At 60.1% G+C, this 16,970-nt stretch carries 14 protein-coding genes; 10 read left to right on the top strand and 4 right to left on the bottom strand.

What is annotated here, in order from left to right:
- Window positions 1-88 precede the first annotated feature (88 nt).
- The 8 genes from rsxA to N1078_RS09680 all read left to right on the top strand — a co-directional run bounded on the left by rsxA (window position 89) and on the right by N1078_RS09680 (window position 7,187).
- On the top strand, window positions 89-673 hold the full coding sequence (gene rsxA / locus N1078_RS09715; protein WP_274087964.1) for an electron transport complex subunit RsxA: 585 nt from the start codon (window positions 89-91) through the stop codon (window positions 671-673).
- Window positions 670-1,245: an electron transport complex subunit RsxB gene (gene rsxB / locus N1078_RS09710; RefSeq protein ID WP_274087963.1), complete on the top strand. Its 576-nt coding sequence runs from the start codon at window positions 670-672 to the stop codon at window positions 1,243-1,245. Before rsxA ends, rsxB begins: the two co-directional genes overlap by 4 nt.
- Entirely contained in the window at window positions 1,242-3,743 is a 2,502-nt protein-coding gene (rsxC, locus tag N1078_RS09705; protein WP_274087962.1) for an electron transport complex subunit RsxC, read from the top strand. The genes rsxB and rsxC overlap by 4 nt, the downstream gene beginning before the upstream one ends.
- 140 nt (window positions 3,744-3,883) lie before the next feature.
- Window positions 3,884-4,915, top strand: coding sequence for an RnfABCDGE type electron transport complex subunit D (locus tag N1078_RS09700; RefSeq protein ID WP_274087961.1), 1,032 nt, complete (start codon window positions 3,884-3,886; stop codon window positions 4,913-4,915).
- Window positions 4,916-4,917: 2 nt separating this feature from the next.
- Window positions 4,918-5,559 carry an electron transport complex subunit RsxG gene (gene rsxG / locus N1078_RS09695; protein ID WP_274087960.1) on the top strand — a complete coding sequence of 214 codons (642 nt, stop codon included), beginning with the start codon at window positions 4,918-4,920 and terminating at the stop codon, window positions 5,557-5,559.
- Window positions 5,552-6,265, top strand: a complete 714-nt coding sequence (locus tag N1078_RS09690) for an electron transport complex subunit E (protein ID WP_274087959.1) — start codon at window positions 5,552-5,554, stop codon at window positions 6,263-6,265. Before rsxG ends, N1078_RS09690 begins: the two co-directional genes overlap by 8 nt.
- Complete coding sequence (gene nth / locus N1078_RS09685; protein WP_274087958.1) at window positions 6,262-6,900, top strand: endonuclease III; 639 nt, start codon at window positions 6,262-6,264, stop codon at window positions 6,898-6,900. Before N1078_RS09690 ends, nth begins: the two co-directional genes overlap by 4 nt.
- A gap of 107 nt (window positions 6,901-7,007) precedes the next feature.
- The gene (locus N1078_RS09680) at window positions 7,008-7,187 is read left to right on the top strand and encodes a PA3496 family putative envelope integrity protein (RefSeq protein ID WP_274087957.1); all 180 of its coding nucleotides are present in this window, start codon (window positions 7,008-7,010) and stop codon (window positions 7,185-7,187) included.
- Between the two features lie 57 nt (window positions 7,188-7,244).
- Here N1078_RS09680 and gloA read toward each other — a convergent pair whose 3' ends face one another.
- The 3 genes from gloA to N1078_RS09665 all read right to left on the bottom strand — a co-directional run bounded on the left by gloA (window position 7,245) and on the right by N1078_RS09665 (window position 9,973).
- Window positions 7,245-7,637, bottom strand: coding sequence for a lactoylglutathione lyase (gene gloA, locus N1078_RS09675; RefSeq protein ID WP_274087956.1), 393 nt, complete (start codon window positions 7,635-7,637; stop codon window positions 7,245-7,247).
- Between the two features lie 76 nt (window positions 7,638-7,713).
- A complete protein-coding gene (locus tag N1078_RS09670; RefSeq protein WP_274087955.1) occupies window positions 7,714-8,931 on the bottom strand; it encodes an argininosuccinate synthase in 1,218 nt (405 codons plus the stop codon).
- A 130-nt stretch (window positions 8,932-9,061) separates the two neighbouring features.
- Window positions 9,062-9,973: a flagellar protein MotY gene (locus N1078_RS09665; protein ID WP_274087954.1), complete on the bottom strand. Its 912-nt coding sequence runs from the start codon at window positions 9,971-9,973 to the stop codon at window positions 9,062-9,064.
- A gap of 205 nt (window positions 9,974-10,178) precedes the next feature.
- Between N1078_RS09665 and pyrC the strand changes: the two genes are divergently transcribed.
- Window positions 10,179-11,225 (top strand): dihydroorotase, encoded by a 1,047-nt coding sequence (gene pyrC / locus N1078_RS09660; RefSeq protein WP_274087953.1) that lies wholly within the window; start codon window positions 10,179-10,181, stop codon window positions 11,223-11,225.
- Complete coding sequence (rnt, locus tag N1078_RS09655; protein WP_274087952.1) at window positions 11,222-11,896, top strand: ribonuclease T; 675 nt, start codon at window positions 11,222-11,224, stop codon at window positions 11,894-11,896. The genes pyrC and rnt overlap by 4 nt, the downstream gene beginning before the upstream one ends.
- A gap of 103 nt (window positions 11,897-11,999) precedes the next feature.
- Here rnt and N1078_RS09650 read toward each other — a convergent pair whose 3' ends face one another.
- The gene (locus N1078_RS09650; protein WP_274087951.1) at window positions 12,000-16,841 is read right to left on the bottom strand and encodes an NAD-glutamate dehydrogenase; all 4,842 of its coding nucleotides are present in this window, start codon (window positions 16,839-16,841) and stop codon (window positions 12,000-12,002) included.
- Window positions 16,842-16,970 lie beyond the last annotated feature (129 nt).

Here is a 16,970-nt window from a genome sequence, read left to right as displayed (position 1 = left end):
GCTGATCCGGCTTGTATGGCCGCATCGGCTTATCGATAATAAGCGCCCTTTTCCTGCGGCCTTTGCCCGTCCATTAACGGAACCTGCAATGACCGAACTCGCCTTGATCATGGTCAGCGCCATCCTGGTTAACAACTTCGTGTTGGTCCAGTTTCTCGGCCTGTGCCCATTTATGGGGGTTTCGAAGAAAATCGAGACCGCCATCGGCCTGTCCCTGGCCACCACTTTCGTGCTGACCCTGGCTGCTATGTGCAGTTATCTGGTGCAGCAGTACGTGCTCAAGCCGCTGGATATCGAATACCTGCGCACCATCAGTTTTATTCTGGTGATTGCCGTGGTGGTGCAGTTCACCGAGATGGTGGTGAACAAGACCAGCCCCTTGCTGTACCGCGTGCTGGGCATCTTCCTGCCGCTGATCACCACCAACTGCATTGTCCTCGGCGTAGCCCTGCTCAACGCCAACAAGGCCGAATTCACCTTTATCACCGCCACCGCCAATGGCTTCGCCGCCGGCCTGGGCTTCTCCCTGGTGCTGGTGTTGTTTGCCGCCATGCGTGAGCGCATTGCCATTGCCGACGTGCCGAAGTCCTTCCAGGGCGCGGCCATCGGCATGATCACCGCCGGGCTGATGTCCCTGGCCTTTATGGGCTTTAGCGGGCTGATCAAGCTATGAGCCTGGTGCTGATCGCCGTTCTGGCATTGCTCGCCCTGTGCTTGGTGGCCGGCGCCATTCTTGGCTTCGCAGCCGTACGCTTCAAGGTCGAAGGCAACCCGATTGCCGAACAAATCAACGCCTTGCTGCCACAAACCCAGTGCGGCCAGTGCGGCTACCCCGGCTGTAAGCCCTACGCCGAGGCGATTGCCGGCGGCGACAAGATCAATAAATGCCCGCCGGGCGGCGAATCAACCATCCAAGCGCTGGCGGATCTGCTCGATGTTGAAGCCGAGCCACTGGACGCCGTGGAAGGCGAAAAACCGCAGATGGTCGCCTACATCCGCGAAGCCGAATGCATCGGCTGCACCAAGTGCATTCAGGCCTGCCCGGTGGACGCCATTGTCGGCGCGGCCAAGCAGATGCACACCGTGATCGTCAGCGAATGCACCGGCTGCGACCTGTGCGTCGAGCCCTGCCCGGTGGATTGCATCGACATGCTCGAAGTGGGCAGCAGCGTACAAAGCTGGAAATGGGAAAAACCCCTGCCCCCCGGCCAACTGATTGCCAGTGACCGGGAGCAAGCAGCATGACCGCACAACAACGTATCTGGGATATCCCCGGCGGCATTCACCCGGCCGAGCGCAAAGCGCTGTCCAACCGCACGCCGATCCAGCAAGCACCGCTGGCCAAGCGCCTAACACTGCCGCTGAACCAGCATATCGGCGCGCCGGCCGAGCCGGTTGTCGCCGTCGGTGAGCGCGTACTGAAAGGTCAGCTGATTGCCGCTGCCAATGGTTTTGTCAGTGTGCCCGTGCATGCGCCCACCTCTGGCACCGTGAGTTTTATCGGCCCGCAGCCTTACCCGCACGTATCCGGCATGCTCGCCCCGGCCATCGTGATCGACAGCGACGGCCTGGAGCAGTGGTGCGAACTGACGCCATGCCCGGACTATCGCCACCTGGAACACAGCGCCCTGGTTGAGTTGATTCGCCAGGCCGGCATCAGCGGCCTCGGTGGTGCGGGTTTTCCTACGGCCGTCAAAGTCAATGCGCGGCCAACGCAGAAAATTCACACGCTGATCATCAACGGCACCGAGTGCGAGCCCTACATCACCGCCGATGACCTGCTGATGCGCGAGCGCGCCAGCGAACTGGTCTCCGGGATCGACATTCTGGTGCAGCTGATCAACCCAGATGGGGTGGTGATCGGCATTGAGGACAACAAACCCGAAGCCATCGCCGCCATGCGCGCGGCGTTGGCCGAGCGCAGCTATCAGCTCAAGGTATTCCCGACCAAGTACCCCTCGGGCGGCGAGAAGCAGCTAATCCAGATCCTCACCGGCGTGGAAGTGCCCAGCGGCGGCCTACCGGCGGATATCGGCATGCTCTGCCAGAACGTCGGCACCTGTGTGGCGATCCACGATGCCGTGCAGCTGGGCAAACCGCTGATCTCGCGCATCACCACCCTGACTGGCGAAGCACTGGCGCGGCCGATGAACGTCGAGGTGCTGCTCGGCACCCCCGTCGGTGAACTGCTGACGTTTGCCGGGCTGGACAAAGCCAAGCTGAACCGCCTGATCATGGGCGGCCCTATGATGGGTTTTACCCTGCCCGACTTCGCCGTACCCGTGATCAAAACCACCAACTGCCTGTTGGCCTCGACCAGCGCCGAGCTGCCGCCACCGCCGCCGGCCATGCCGTGCATCCGTTGCGGCGAATGCGCCGAAGCCTGCCCGGCCAGCTTGCTGCCGCAACAGCTGCACTTCTTCGCCATCGGTCAGGAACACGAGCAGCTCAAGGCACATAACCTGTTCGACTGCATCGAATGCGGCGCTTGCGCCTATGTCTGCCCGTCGAGCATCCCCCTGGTGCAGTACTACCGCGCCGCCAAAGGCGAAATTCGCGACCTTGAGCAGAAACAGCTGAAGGCCGAACAGTCCAAGCAGCGTTTCGAACTGCGCCAAGAGCGCCTGCGCCGCGCCGAAGAGCAAAAAGAAGCCGACCGCCAGGCCCGCGCCGCTAAAGCCGCGCAAGCCAAGGCCGCCCAGGCTCAAGCCGCCCCCGCAGGAGGCAGCGATGCACCTGCCACCAAACCAGCGGGCCTGAGCGACGAACAGAAGAAACTGAAGATCGAAGCCAGCATGGCGCAGGTGGCGCTGAAGAAAGCCGAAAAGCAGCTGGCCACCCACGCCACAAGCGAATTGCAAACCCAGGTCGACGCGCTACGCAGCGCTGCCGCTGCCGCACAACTGGCACTGGATACCGCGCTGGCAGCCAATCCCCCAGCACCTGTGGCAGCCGCAGCCCCCGTAGCCGACGACAGCGCACTGAAAAAAGCCAAGATCGACGCCGCCATGCTCCGCGCCCAAGTGCGCAAGCTGGAAAAACTCGAAGCACCAAGCGGCGAGCAACAGGCCGAACTGCAACAACTGCGCAGCCAACTCGACGCCGCGCAGACATTGCTGGCTAGCCTGCAAGCCGAGGCACCAGCGCCTGCCGCGCCCGCAGCACAAGCCGCGCCCGACGATAGCGCACTGAAGAAAGCCAAGATCGACGCTGCCATGCTCCGCGCCCAGGTGCGCAAGCTGGAAAAACTCGAAGCGCCGAGCGACGAGCAACAGGCCGAACTGCAACAACTGCGCAGCCAACTCGACGCTGCGCAAACGCTGCTGGCGGGCCTTGAAGCCCAAGCCACTGCTGCCCACGCTAAAAACACAGAAGCCACAACCGTCGACCCGCTGAAAAAGGCCAAAGTCGAGTTGGCCATGAAACGCGCGGAGCTAAAGAAAGCTGAGAAAGCCGAGCGCGACGAGGCCACCCTCAACAGTTTGCGCGAAGCATTGACCCAGGCGGAGCAAGCGCTGCACGCAGCTGAAGCGGCGTCCGGCAAGCCGGCACCGGAATTAGTGCGTACCGACAAAAAGCCGATTGACGAAGCCACCCGTGCACTGAAAACCGAAGTCGCCTTTGCCCGCGCCGACCTGCGCAAACTGGAGCGTGACGACAACAGCGCAGCGGATGTGCTCGCCGCGGCCCGGCAGCGTTTGGCGGATGCCGAACAACAATTGCTGAAACAGCAAACACCATAAATTCGTAGGGTGGGTTAGCCCCAGGCGTAACCCACCAAAGGCAGCCAGGCTGCCATAACCGCTGACCACGCGGCCAGTCGGTGAGTTAGGTCGCTACACGGCTAACCCACCCTACAACAGCTTGTTCAACCGGAGCACTCATGGCCCTGCCCCGCATCACCTCGCCCCACGCTAAGGGCAACAACCGCACCCAGCAAGTGATGCTGCAGGTGCTGCTGGCTGCCGTACCGGGCATCCTGGTCATGACCTGGCTGTTTGGTATCGGCACCTTGATTAACCTGCTGTGGGCCAGCGCATGCGCCCTGGGCTTCGAGGCGGCCATCCTGGCCTTGCGCAAACGCCCAGTGGTGTTCTTCCTCAAGGACTACAGCGTACTGGTCACGGCCGTGCTGCTGGCCCTAGCGCTGCCGCCTTACTCCCCTTGGTGGCTAACCCTGGTGGCCACCGGCTTTGCGGTGATTTTAGGCAAGCAGCTGTATGGCGGCCTTGGGCAAAACCCCTTCAACCCGGCCATGCTCGGCTACGTCGTGGTACTGGTGTCTTTCCCAGTAGAAATGACCAGCTGGCCAGCCCCCCATGCAGTGGGCATGCTCGAAGGCCTGCAACAGATTCTCGGCATCGCCAATCTGCCCGATGGCTGGGCCCAAGCCACTGCGCTGGACGCCTTGAAGATCAATAAAAGTCTGACCATAGACGAGCTGTGGACGCAGAACCCGGCGTTCGGCCGATTTGGCGGCGCAGGCAGCGAAGCGGTTAACTTAGCCTTCCTCGCGGGCGGTCTGTACCTGCTGCACAAACGCCTGTTCACCTGGCATGCCCCCGTCGGCATGCTCGCTGCTCTAGCGCTGATGAGCCTGCTGTTTTGGAACGGCTCAGGCTCCGACTCGCACGGTTCCCCGCTGTTTCACCTGCTCACCGGCGCGACCATGCTCGGCGCCTTCTTTATCGTCACCGACCCCGTCAGCGGCGCCACCAGTAACCTCGGCCGCTTGATTTTCGGCATAGGTGTCGGCGTGTTGGTGTATGTGATTCGCGCCTGGGGCGGTTACCCGGACGCGATCGCCTTTGCCGTGTTGCTGATGAATTTGGCCGCCCCGACCATCGACTACTACACACGGCCGCGCACCTACGGCCACCGCAAGCCGACACGCGGCTTCAAGCTGGGAGAGTGACCATGGCCCTGCCTGAAATTAGCCGTTCGATGCTGAAAAACAGCCTGGTGCTGGGGCTTTTTGCCATTGCCACCGTGGGGCTGGTAGCGGTATTGCAGCAAGCCACTGCCGGGCGCATCGCCAACGCCGAGCGCGAAGCGCAGGTGCGCGCCCTGAGTGAAATCCTGCCCCAGGGCAGCTATGACAATCATTTGCTCGACAATAGTATCCAGCTGCACGACCCGTTGCTCGGCAGCAAGTCGCTACAAACCGCCTACATCGCCCTGAAAGACGGTAAACCCAGCGCCATCATCCTCCGCGCGACCGCGCCAGACGGCTACAGTGGCGCGATCCAATTGCTGATTGGCATTCAGGCGGATGGCCGCTTGGCTGGCGTGCGCGTGCTCAATCACCGGGAAACTCCAGGGCTTGGCGACAAAATAGAGCTGGCTAAGAGCAGCTGGATACGCAGCTTTGATGGCAGATCATTGAGCAACCCCGCAGAGGATGGCTGGGCAGTGAAGAAAGATCGCGGCGCATTCGACCAGTTTGCCGGCGCCACCATCACCCCGCGCGCCGTGGTCAAAGCCGTGCACAAAGCCCTGCAGTATTTCGATGCCAATCAGCAACAGCTGTTCGCAGCCCAGGTGAAGTCCAATGGCTAGTCCCAGCTACCGCGAAATCACCCTCAACGGCCTGTGGAAGAACAACCCGGCCCTGGTGCAACTGCTCGGCCTCTGCCCGCTGCTAGGGGTGAGCAACTCGGCGGTCAACGCCCTAGGCCTGGCACTGGCAAGCGCCCTGGTGCTGATTTGTTCAGGCACAGCGGTTTCACTGGTGCGCGGCGTGGTCAATACCGCCGTGCGTCTGCCGGCCTTTGTGATGATCATCGCGGCCCTGACCACCTGCATTGAGCTGCTGATGCAGGCCTTCACCTACGAGCTGTACCAGATACTCGGCATCTTTATTCCGCTGATCACCACCAATTGCGTGATTCTCGGGCGCGCGGATGGCTTTGCGGCGAAAAACGACCCGGCTCGCGCCGCCTATGACGGCCTGATGATGGGCCTGGGTTTTGGCATCGTATTAGTGATGATCGGCGCGCTGCGCGAGCTGTTTGGTACCGGTGCGGTATTTGCCAATATGCATTTGTTGTTCGGCCCGCTGGCCGCCAACTGGCAGCTCACCCTGATCCCCGAATACAAAGGCTTCCTCCTGGCCATCCTGCCGCCTGGCGCATTTATCGTGCTCGGTCTGCTGATTGCCTGCAAAAACCGCGTCGATGAAGTCCTGGCCGAACGGGCCAAGGCGCAACAGGTCGAAGTGCCCGTGCAGAGCCGCCGCGTACGGGTAACCGGAGTGATTGAGTGAACGCTGCCAAACGCCTGGAGATCTTCCGCCGCCTGCACGAAGACAATCCCGAGCCAAAAACCGAGCTGGCCTACAACTCACCCTTCGAGCTGCTGATTGCCGTCACGCTCTCGGCCCAAGCCACTGATGTCAGCGTCAACAAGGCCACAGCCAAGCTCTTCCCAGTGGCCAATACACCAGAAGCCATCTATGCCCTGGGCGTTGAGGGCCTGAGCGAATACATCAAGACCATCGGCCTGTACAACAGCAAAGCCAAAAACGTGATTGAAACCTGCCGCCTGCTGATTGAGCGGCACGGCAGCCAGGTGCCGGAAACTCGCGAGGAACTTGAAGCCTTGCCGGGCGTCGGCCGCAAGACCGCCAACGTGGTGCTTAACACGGCGTTTCGCCAGCTAGCCATGGCGGTGGACACGCATATTTTCCGCGTCAGCAACCGCACCGGCATCGCCCCTGGCAAGAATGTCGTGGAGGTGGAAAACAAGCTGATGAAGTTTGTACCCAAGGAATTTCTGCTCGATTCACACCACTGGCTGATCCTGCATGGCCGCTATGTGTGTCAGGCGCGCAAACCGCGTTGTGGCAGTTGCCGCATCGAAGATCTGTGCGAATACAAGCAAAAGACCTCTGACGATTGAGCAGCTATTCAGCCACTCAATGAGTCGATTGAAAAAAACTTTTTTACCCACTCCGCTTTTGCCGCTATAAGGTGCGCAAATGGCCCTTGTAGCCTGGAGTGAGACAAATGAGCACTGATAAAGAAGATCTTGAGCTCGACGAAGATTTTGTGGCCGATGATGCTGATGAAGCCGAGGCGCCGATTGAGGTGGCCAAAACTAACCTGACCAAACGCCGCATCATCGATAATCTCTTGGATGAGCGCCGCCTGAACAGGCAGCTTTCTGAATACGACTTTGATCTGTAAGTACAAATAAAAAAGCCCCGCTACGATGCGGGGCTTTTTCTTATACGCGCGTAACGATCAATCCGCGCGCGATGGCGACAGCAGTTCGATCTTGTAGCCATCCGGATCTTCAACGAAGGCTAGGATGCTGCTGCCGTGCTTCATCGGGCCAGGCTCACGGGTGATCTTGCCACCGCGGGCGCGAATGTCTTCGCAGGCCTTGTACACATCGGCCACTTCCAGGGCGATGTGGCCATAGCCGGTGCCCAACTCGTAACTGTCTACACCCCAGTTATGGGTCAGTTCGATCACGCTGTTGTGCGCCTCGTCGCCGTAACCGACAAACGCCAGGGTGAATTGCCCTTCCGGGTAGTCCTTACGCCGCAGCAGGGTCATGCCCAGTACCTCGGTGTAGAACGCGATGGATTTGTCCATATCGCCGACGCGCAGCATGGTATGCAGCAGTCTCATCAGGTGTCTCCTCATCGTAAAAATGCAAACCCCGGCTTATGGCCGGGGTCTGTTCAGGCTCAGGTGCTCAGGTTTATCAGAGCATCTTGCGCCCTTTGCCGGCAGCAATGCGCATACGCAGGGCGTTAAGCTTGATAAAGCCGGCTGCGTCCTGCTGATTATAGGCGCCACCATCTTCTTCGAAGGTGGCGATATTGGCATCAAACAGCGAATCATCGGACTTGCGACCAGTGATGATCACGTTGCCCTTGTACAGCTTCATGCGTACCACGCCGTTCACGTTGGCCTGGGAGGCGTCGATCATCTGTTGCAGCATCAGACGCTCTGGGCTCCACCAGAAACCGTTGTAGATCAGGCTGGCGTACTTGGGCATCAGCTCGTCTTTCAGGTGAGCGACTTCGCGATCCAGGGTGATCGACTCAATGGCGCGATGGCCCTTGAGCATGATGGTGCCGCCGGGGGTCTCGTAGCAGCCACGGGACTTCATACCGACGAAACGGTTCTCGACGATATCCAGACGACCGATGCCATTTGCACCGCCGATACGGTTCAGTTCGGCCAGCACGGTGGCTGGGCTCATTTCCTTGCCGTCGATGGCAACGATGTCGCCCTTGCGGTAGGTCAGCTCGATGTAGGTCGCTTGATCTGGCGCAGCCTCAGGGGAGACCGTCCACTTCCACATGTCTTCTTCGTGCTCGGTCCAGGTGTCTTCCAGCACGCCGCCTTCATAGGAGATGTGCAGCAGGTTGGCATCCATGGAGTACGGCGACTTCTTCTTGCCGTGACGCTCAATCGGGATAGCGTGCTTCTCGGCGTAGTCCATCAGCTTCTCGCGCGACAGCAGGTCCCACTCGCGCCAAGGGGCGATGACTTTCACGCCGGGCTTGAGTGCGTAGGCACCCAGTTCGAAACGCACCTGGTCGTTACCCTTGCCGGTCGCACCGTGGGAGATGGCATCAGCGCCGGTCTCGTTGGCGATCTCGATCAAGCGTTTGGCGATCAACGGACGCGCAATAGAGGTGCCCAGCAGGTACTCGCCTTCGTAGACGGTATTGGCACGGAACATCGGGTAGACGAAGTCGCGAACGAATTCTTCGCGCAAGTCATCGATGTAGATTTCCTTGACGCCCATGGCCTGAGCCTTGGCGCGGGCCGGCTCGACTTCCTCACCTTGGCCGAGGTCAGCGGTGAAAGTCACCACTTCGCAGTTATAGGTATCTTGCAGCCACTTGAGGATCACGGAAGTGTCCAGGCCACCGGAATATGCCAGGACTACCTTGTTTACGTCGGCCATGCCATCAACTCCACGGGGTTGTGCGGGAAACCCGTGATTCTACTGCCCATGCCGGCTGATTTACAGAGGCGTGACAGCTTGTGACGACCAGGCGACGGTTTATTGTTGGACAGCAGGTTAGTCGCAGGGGCTAAGAAGTCGCCGCAGGATCGGCCGGTGCAGCAGCCGGAACCGGCGGCGTAGCGGCTTCCGGGACACGGTCAAGGAAGATACTGACCCGGCGATTTTTGGCCCGGTTGACTTCCTTATTATTTGGCGCCAGCGGGTAACGCTCACCGTGGAAGCGCAGGGTGATCTGCTCGGCCGGAATACCATTGGCCTTGAGATACTCCATCACCGCCAGCGCACGACGGCGCGACAGGTCGCGATTGGTCAGGCGGTTGCCACTGTTATCGGCATGACCATCGAGCTGGATGCGATTAACGCTGGGGTCGGCCTTGAGATAGCTGAGGATGATATCCAGCTTGGCCTGTGCCAGCGGTTCAAGCTCGACACCGCCACCGGGAAAGCCCACCAGGCTTTTGCGCACTTGATCAAAGTTCACCGGCAGCAACTTAGCCGTGCAACCCAGATACTCGTTGTAGGCTTTGTTGAATTTGGCCGGCAGCAGGCGCACTTCAACCACATCACCGCCCATGGCCGCACGATGGCGCACCAAGGGGCTGCGCCCTTCAAGCAAGCCGGTGAGCAAGCGCGCGCCCTGCTCCTGAGAACTATTAAACAACACCTCAGCATTCGCCACGCTGACAGAACCGAGGTTGATGTCGCCGCGCCCTGGCTGCCAAGGCGCGGCAGCCGCCAGCAAGGTCGCATTACCACGGCCCAGCCAACGCTCGCGGGCTTTCAGGCTAAAGGTTACCTGCTCCCCCGCACGCCGCACGAACACCCCGGAGCCGAAATCGGTGATGGGTTGCGCAAGACGGCACTCAAACTGATCGCCTTCGACCTGCCACTCAACCTTCTCCAGACGGGTCTGGAAGCTGATGGCAAGAACTGGCTGGCTGGCCAGCAGGCACAGCACCGCGAGTGGGTAGGGTCGCACGACAGACTCCAGTGAATACGGCTTACCCCTTTTCTATCGGTGCCAACGCGCAAAACTTGAGCGGATCAGCATGCCGGGTGTACACGCGGCTGCGCAGTGCCGCTCGGCCGCCAGTCAGCTTTGCCCGATGAGCCCGCTTTCAACGTGCTGCCGAGGGGCTTTTCCGGTAGCATTCTCGCCACGTTTTGCCCGCCTGGAAGCTTCCATGACTGACCGCCTTACCCTGCTGCGTCCTGACGACTGGCACATCCACCTGCGTGACGGTAGCGTGCTACCGCACACCGTCGCCGATGTAGCCCGTACCTTTGGCCGTGCCATCATCATGCCTAACCTGGTGCCGCCCGTGCGCAATGCCAGCGAAGCCGATGCCTACCGCCAGCGCATTCTCAGCGCTCGCCCAGCCGGCAGTAATTTTCAACCGCTGATGGTGCTCTACCTCACCGACCTGACCCAGCCTGCTGATATCCGCAGCGCAATGGCTTCAGGCTTTGTGCATGCCGCCAAGCTCTACCCGGCCGGCGCGACCACCAACTCCGATTCCGGCGTGACCAGCATCGACACGATTTTCCCGGTGCTTGAAACCATGGCCGAAGTGGGTATGCCGCTGCTGGTGCACGGTGAAGTGACACGCAGCGAGATCGACATTTTCGACCGCGAAAAAATCTTTATCGGTGAACACCTCAGTCGCGTAGTCGAGCGTTTCCCGACGCTGAAAGTGGTGTTCGAGCACATCACCACCCGCGATGCGGTGGAGTTCGTGCAAGGTGCTTCGGCCAACGTTGGCGCCACCATCACCGCCCATCACCTGCTGTACAACCGCAATCACATGCTGGTTGGCGGTATCCGTCCGCACCTGTTTTGCCTGCCAGTCCTTAAGCGCAACAGCCATCAGGAAGCGCTGCTGGATGCGGCCACCAGTGGCAGCGCCAAGTTCTTCCTCGGTACAGATTCGGCGCCCCACGCCAAACACGCCAAGGAAGCCGCCTGCGGCTGCGCCGGGTGCTACAGCGCCTATGCGGCGATTGAGCTGTATGCCGAAGCCTTCGAGCAGCGCAATGCACTGGATAAGCTGGAAGCCTTCGCCAGCCTCAACGGCCCGGACTTCTACGGCCTGCCGCGCAACAGCGACAGCATCACCCTGGTCCGTGAAGACTGGACGGCCCCTGACAGCTTGCCCCTGGGCGAGCAAATCGTAATCCCCCTGCGCGCCGGTGAAACCCTGCGCTGGCGTTTGCTGGAGAACCACGCGTGAGTGAAGACCTGTATGACGACGAGCCCGAGAGCAACAGCCACTCAGGCCCGCGCCACCCGATGGCCGCACGCTTTCGTGGCTACCTGCCGGTAGTCGTAGATGTGGAAACCGGTGGTTTTAACTGCGCCACCGATGCCCTGCTGGAAATTGCTGCCACCACCATTGGCATGGACGAAGGCGGCTTCCTCTATCCGGAGCACACCCAGTTTTTCCGTGTTGAGCCGTTTGAAGGTGCGAACATCGAACAAGCCGCACTGGATTTCACCGGGATCAAACTTGATCATCCGCTGCGCATGGCCGTCACGGAAGAACACGCACTGACGGAAATCTTCCGCAGCCTGCGTAAATCGCTGAAAGCCAATAGCTGCAAACGGGCGATTCTGGTCGGCCATAACAGCAGCTTCGACCTGGGCTTCCTCAATGCTGCCGTGGCGCGTACCGGGATCAAGCGTAATCCGTTTCACCCGTTCTCCAGCTTCGACACCGCCACCATGGCCGGCCTGGCTTATGGCCAAACCGTGCTAGCTAAAGCGTGCCAGGCGGCAGGCATCGATTTCGATGGTAAGGAAGCCCACTCGGCTCGCTACGACACCGAGAAGACAGCCGAGCTGTACTGCGGCATCGTCAATCGTTGGAAGGAGATGGGCGGCTGGATGGATTTCGACGACTGAATTCTGCCGTTGTCACTTAACCATCAGCAATAAAAAGCCCCGCACTAGACGGGGCTTTTTATTGGGACAGGAGCAGCACAGGCAAGGCCTGCGCCGATCGCTTTTAAGCGTTTTGCGCCAAGTCCATCAACTCACGATTGGCCACGGCATACATGGCGTAATCGGTGTTGGTGGCTGCGCGCAGCTCGCCTAGCATGAGCTTCCAACGATCCACCAGACGGCGGTGCTGATCCAGCCATACGCCAACCCGCTCTTCGATATCCGCAGGGCCTTCGGCCATTTGCAGTACCGACACGGTGATAGCGCGTTGCTGCCAGTCGAGGTCATCGCGGAAAGCCTCACGGGCCAGCGCTTGCCAGTTGTTTTCCACCGGCAGGCTGGTGATCTGCTGCAGATACCAAGACAGCTCCAGCGCGCCACCGATGGCGAAGTATGCCGCCGCAACCCGAGCCGGCTCCTGCGCTGTCACATCCGACGCTTCGATGATCGGCAACAGGGTGTACAGATGACTGGTGCCCGCAACCACGCGCGCCAGCTCTTCCGGCACGCCGGCTTCGACATAGGCTTGGAAGCGCGCCAGCCACTGTTCACGGGCTGGGCCTTCAAGCAGTTCGTCCAAGCGGCCGACCAAGGCCTCGATACGCGGTGCGAAATGCGCCACATCTCGCGCCGCATCCAGGTCATTACGGCGGTTACGCAAGAACCAGCGGGTAGCGCGGCGGCCCAAGCGCATCAGCTCATCCATCAATTGCAGTTGCAACTCGGCGGGCACCTTGGAGTCCAGCGCTTCAATCTGCTGCCACCAGTGCGGCAGACGGAACAGGTCACGCACAATCACATACGCGCCAGCGACATTAGCCGCGCTCATGCCTGTGGACTCCTTCAAGCGCTGCACGAAGGTGATGCCCATATGGTTAACCAGATCGTTGGCGATCTGCGTGCTAACGATTTCGCGCTTGAGGCGATGACGACGCATCGGCTCGCCAAACTTCTCCGCCAACAAGGGCGGGAAGGCAGTTTCCATTTCCCGCGCCAGGTACTCGTCATCCGGCACCAGGGATTTGAGCAGCGACTCCTTGAGGTCGATCTTGCTGTAGGAGATCAGCACCGACAATTCTGGGCGGGTCAGACCCAACCCATTGGCGGCGCGCTCGTTGAGTTCATCATCAGAGGGCAGAAACTCCAGGGCGCGGTCCAGTTTGCCTGCAGCTTCTAGTGCCGACATCAGGCGTTTGTATTCACCCACGCGCTCACGGGCACGGCGTTCGGCCAGCGACAATGCCTGGGTCTGCTTGTAGTTGTTGCCCAACACCAGGCCACCGACGGCATCGGTCATTTCCACCATCAGCTTGTTGCGCTGCTTGCCGGTCATATCGCCCGCAGCAACGATTTCGCCGAGCAGAATCTTGATATTCACTTCGTGGTCGGAGCAGTCCACACCACCGGCGTTGTCGATAAAGTCGGTGTTGCTCTTACCGCCATTGAGACCGTATTCAACGCGACCCAGCTGGGTCATGCCGAGGTTACCGCCCTCGCCCACCACCTTGGCGCGCAGTTCGCGGCCATCTACACGCAGCAGGTCGTTGGCCTTGTCGCCGACATCGGCGTGGCTTTCTTTGCTGGATTTAACGTAGGTGCCGATACCGCCATTCCACAGCAAATCCACCGGGGCTTTGAGCAGGGCATTGAGCAGCTCGGTCGGTGCCAGCTTGTCGGCACTGATGTCGAAGCGCTCTTTCATCTGTGCACTGATCGGGATGCTCTTGGCGCTGCGCAGGAAGATCCCGCCGCCGTCCGAGATCAGCTTGGCGTCATAGTCGGTCCAGCTGGAGCGCGGCAGATCAAACAGGCGCTGACGCTCGACAAAGCTCTTGGCGGCGTCTGGGTTCGGGTCAATGAAGATATGCATATGGTTAAAGGCGGCGACCAGCTGCAGGCTTTCCGAGAGCAGCAGGCCGTTGCCGAATACGTCGCCGGCCATGTCGCCGATACCGATGACCGTGACGTGGTCTTTCTGCACATCAATGCCGCGCTCACGGAAGTGCCGCTGCACCGAGACCCACGCGCCTTTAGCGGTAATGCCCATGCCTTTGTGGTCGTAACCCGCCGAACCACCCGAGGCGAATGCATCGTCCAGCCAGAAGCCATAATCGGCAGCAATACCGTTGGCGATGTCGGAGAAGGTCGCGGTGCCTTTGTCGGCGGCCACCACCAAATAAGGATCGTCACCGTCGTGGCGCACCACATTCTGCGGCGGCACCACGACACCCTCTTTGAGGTTGTCGGTGATATCCAACAGCCCGCTGATGAAGATGCGGTAGCAGGCAATGCCCTCCGCCAACACGTCATCGCGCGAACCACCCAGCGGCAGACGGCGTGGTACAAAGCCGCCTTTGGCGCCCATCGGTACGATCACTGCGTTCTTCACCTGCTGCGCCTTGACCAGGCCCAGCACCTCGGTGCGGAAGTCTTCCTCGCGGTCCGACCAACGCAGGCCGCCACGGGCGACATCGCCAAAGCGCAGGTGCACGCCTTCAACCCGCGGCGAATAGACGAAGATTTCGAACTTCGGCGTTGGCCGTGGAATATCCGGAATCGCGCGCGGATTCAGCTTGAAGCTGAAGTAGGGCTTGTTCTGCCCGGCCGCATCGGTCTGGTAGAAGTTGGTGCGCAGGGTGGCTTTGATCAGGTCCAGGTAGCGACGCAGGATGCGGTCTTCGTTAAGCACCGCAACATCATCCAACGCGGCGAGAATCGCCTGCTCAAGCTTCTGTTGTTTGTCTTCCAGGTCTTCTGCAGTCAGCTTGCGCGCCAGATAAAAGCGCGTTTTAAACAGGCGTACCAGTTCCTTGGCGATATCCGCATGGTTGACCAAGGTGCTGGCGATGTAGCTGAGGTCAAAGCCCAGGCGAATCTGCTTGAGGTAACGCGCGTAGGCGCGCAGCAGTGCCACATCACGCCACGGCATGGCGGCCATCAGCACCAGACGGTTGAAGCCGTCGTTCTCCGCCGCGCTGCCAACGATTTTAACGAAGGCGTCTTGCAGGGTGTCGTTGAGCTGCTGGATGTCGACATCCAGGCCTTCGGCATAGGTAAAGGCAAAATCGTGAATCCAGAACTCGCGGCCATCGGCGCGGCGCAGCTTGTAAGGGAACTCACCCAAAACGCGCAGGCCGAGGTTTTCCAGGATCGGCAGCACGTCTGACAGCGGCAGCGGCGTATCGGCGTGGTAGAGCTTGCAGTGCAACTGCTGCTCGCCCTGGGTCAGCGGCTGGTAGAAGCTCATCACCAACTGACGCTCGCTGTTCAGGCTGAGCAGGTGCTGCATGTCCACCACCGCCGAATGTGGGGCGAAACGCTCACGGTAGCCCGCCGGGAAGCCATCCGGGAACTCGCTGAGCACTTCAGTGCCCTGAGCCTCGCCGAGGCTCTCGACCATCAGGCTGGTGTAATCGTCCTTCCACGAACGGCAGGCCTGGATGACTTCTTTTTCCAGGCGCACAGGGTCGATTTGCACACGGTTTTTCGGGTCGACCTTGAGAATAAACTGCACCCGCGCCAGCACCGACTCGGAGAAGAAGGTCCAGAACTCGCAATCAATCCCCTGCAGGCGATCCATCAGCACTTGCTGGATTTTTACCCGGGTCTCGGTGGAGTACACATCACGCGGTACATAGGCCAGGCAGTAGCAGAAACGACCGTAAGGATCGCGGCGCAGGAAGACGCGAATCTTGTTGCGCTCCTGAATCTGCACGATCGCCAAAGTGGTGTTGAACAGCTCATCCACCGAGGTTTGGAACAAGTCATCACGCGGCAGCACTTCCAGCACCTGAGCCAGCTCTTTGCCCAGGTGAGCGCTGCTATCAAAGCCCGAGCGCTGCTCGATGACTGCAATTTTGCGGCGGATATAGGGGATGTTCCACACGCTCTCGGCATACACCGATGAGGTGTAGAGGCCCATAAAGCGGCATTCCTTAATGACCTTGCCGGTGCTGTCCAGCTCACGAATCGACACCAAATCCGGATACGCCGGGCGGTGCACGCGGCTCGGCACCGCCGCCTTGGCAAACGACAGCAACTGCGCTTCACGCAGGTAGCAGACCGCCTCCGGCTCGATGTGCGTATCTTCGGCCGTCAGCCCGCTGCGCAGGCGTTTGGACAGTCCCAGCAGGGACTTTTCGTCATAGACAATGCTGCCGCCATCAACACTGTCGGCAACGGTGAACTCTTCATAACCGAGGAAGGTGAAGTGGTCGTCGAGCAACCAGCTCATAAACACCTTGACCTCTTCCAGCTCAGCGCCTTCAACCTTGAGCTTGGCCTTATCCAGCCAGGCGCGCAGCTCCTTGGCCTTGTCCTTCATTGGCTGGAAATCCGCCACACTCAGGCGCACATCAGCGAATACCTCGCGCAGGGCTTTTTCCAGGACTTTCAGCTCGCCGTTACTGGAGCAACGGTCAATCTCCAGGAACATCAGCGCTTCTTGCTGCACGTCCTTGCCTTGAGCACCTTTAGGCAGAATTTCCTGCAGCTCACCACTCTTGTTGCGGCGCACGCTGAACACGCTGTTCTGCAAGGTGTGGATGCTGTAACCGCGACGGTTGAGCTCCATGCGTACCGAGTCGACCAGGAAGGGAATATCGCTGTGCAGAATTTCCACCGCGGTGTGCGTGGACTGCCAGCCGTGTTTCTCATAATCGGGGTTAAAGACCCGCACCTCTGGCTTGCTCGGTGCAAAACGCTCCAGCAACCGCCAGGACGATAACGTGCAGCCGACCAGATCAGAGAGGCGACGTTGGGTCAGCTCCTCAAGGGCGATGATGCCGAAGAATTGCTCGGCGAACAGGGCTACTTGTGGCAGAGCCTGTTCGCTGACGTGCTGTGCCAGGGCCGTTTGCAGGTGGTGCTGAAAATCGGCTTTGCTGGCCGCCGTAAAGAACGCCATGGGTGTGCTCCATTTGGCTTGTTATTCGATCAGGGGCAGCCGCGAAAAGGATCTTCGCCACAACCTTGTTGTTCAACGTTAGTCTAGGAGGCCGCGATTGCATTAAAGTGGCTGCCACTTAACTCTGGC

It is taken from the genome of Pseudomonas sp. MIL19 (assembly GCF_028680365.1).
In the GTDB taxonomy this organism is placed as follows: domain Bacteria; phylum Pseudomonadota; class Gammaproteobacteria; order Pseudomonadales; family Pseudomonadaceae; genus Aquipseudomonas; species Aquipseudomonas spirodelae.
This window is presented reverse-complemented; position numbering and strand designations above follow the sequence as displayed.

Excerpts from the sequence above, each read along its gene's own strand:
- rsxA (WP_274087964.1), top strand. The coding sequence starts at position 89 with ATGACCGAACTCGCCTTGATCATGGTCAGCGCCATCCTGGTTAACAAC.
- rsxB (WP_274087963.1), top strand. The coding sequence starts at position 670 with ATGAGCCTGGTGCTGATCGCCGTTCTGGCATTGCTCGCCCTGTGCTTG.
- rsxC (WP_274087962.1), top strand. The coding sequence starts at position 1,242 with ATGACCGCACAACAACGTATCTGGGATATCCCCGGCGGCATTCACCCG.
- N1078_RS09700 (WP_274087961.1), top strand. The coding sequence starts at position 3,884 with ATGGCCCTGCCCCGCATCACCTCGCCCCACGCTAAGGGCAACAACCGC.
- rsxG (WP_274087960.1), top strand. The coding sequence starts at position 4,918 with ATGGCCCTGCCTGAAATTAGCCGTTCGATGCTGAAAAACAGCCTGGTG.
- N1078_RS09690 (WP_274087959.1), top strand. The coding sequence starts at position 5,552 with ATGGCTAGTCCCAGCTACCGCGAAATCACCCTCAACGGCCTGTGGAAG.
- N1078_RS09680 (WP_274087957.1), top strand. The coding sequence starts at position 7,008 with ATGAGCACTGATAAAGAAGATCTTGAGCTCGACGAAGATTTTGTGGCC.
- gloA (WP_274087956.1), bottom strand. The coding sequence starts at position 7,637 with ATGAGACTGCTGCATACCATGCTGCGCGTCGGCGATATGGACAAATCC.
- N1078_RS09670 (WP_274087955.1), bottom strand. The coding sequence starts at position 8,931 with ATGGCCGACGTAAACAAGGTAGTCCTGGCATATTCCGGTGGCCTGGAC.
- pyrC (WP_274087953.1), top strand. The coding sequence starts at position 10,179 with ATGACTGACCGCCTTACCCTGCTGCGTCCTGACGACTGGCACATCCAC.
- N1078_RS09650 (WP_274087951.1), bottom strand. The coding sequence starts at position 16,841 with ATGGCGTTCTTTACGGCGGCCAGCAAAGCCGATTTTCAGCACCACCTG.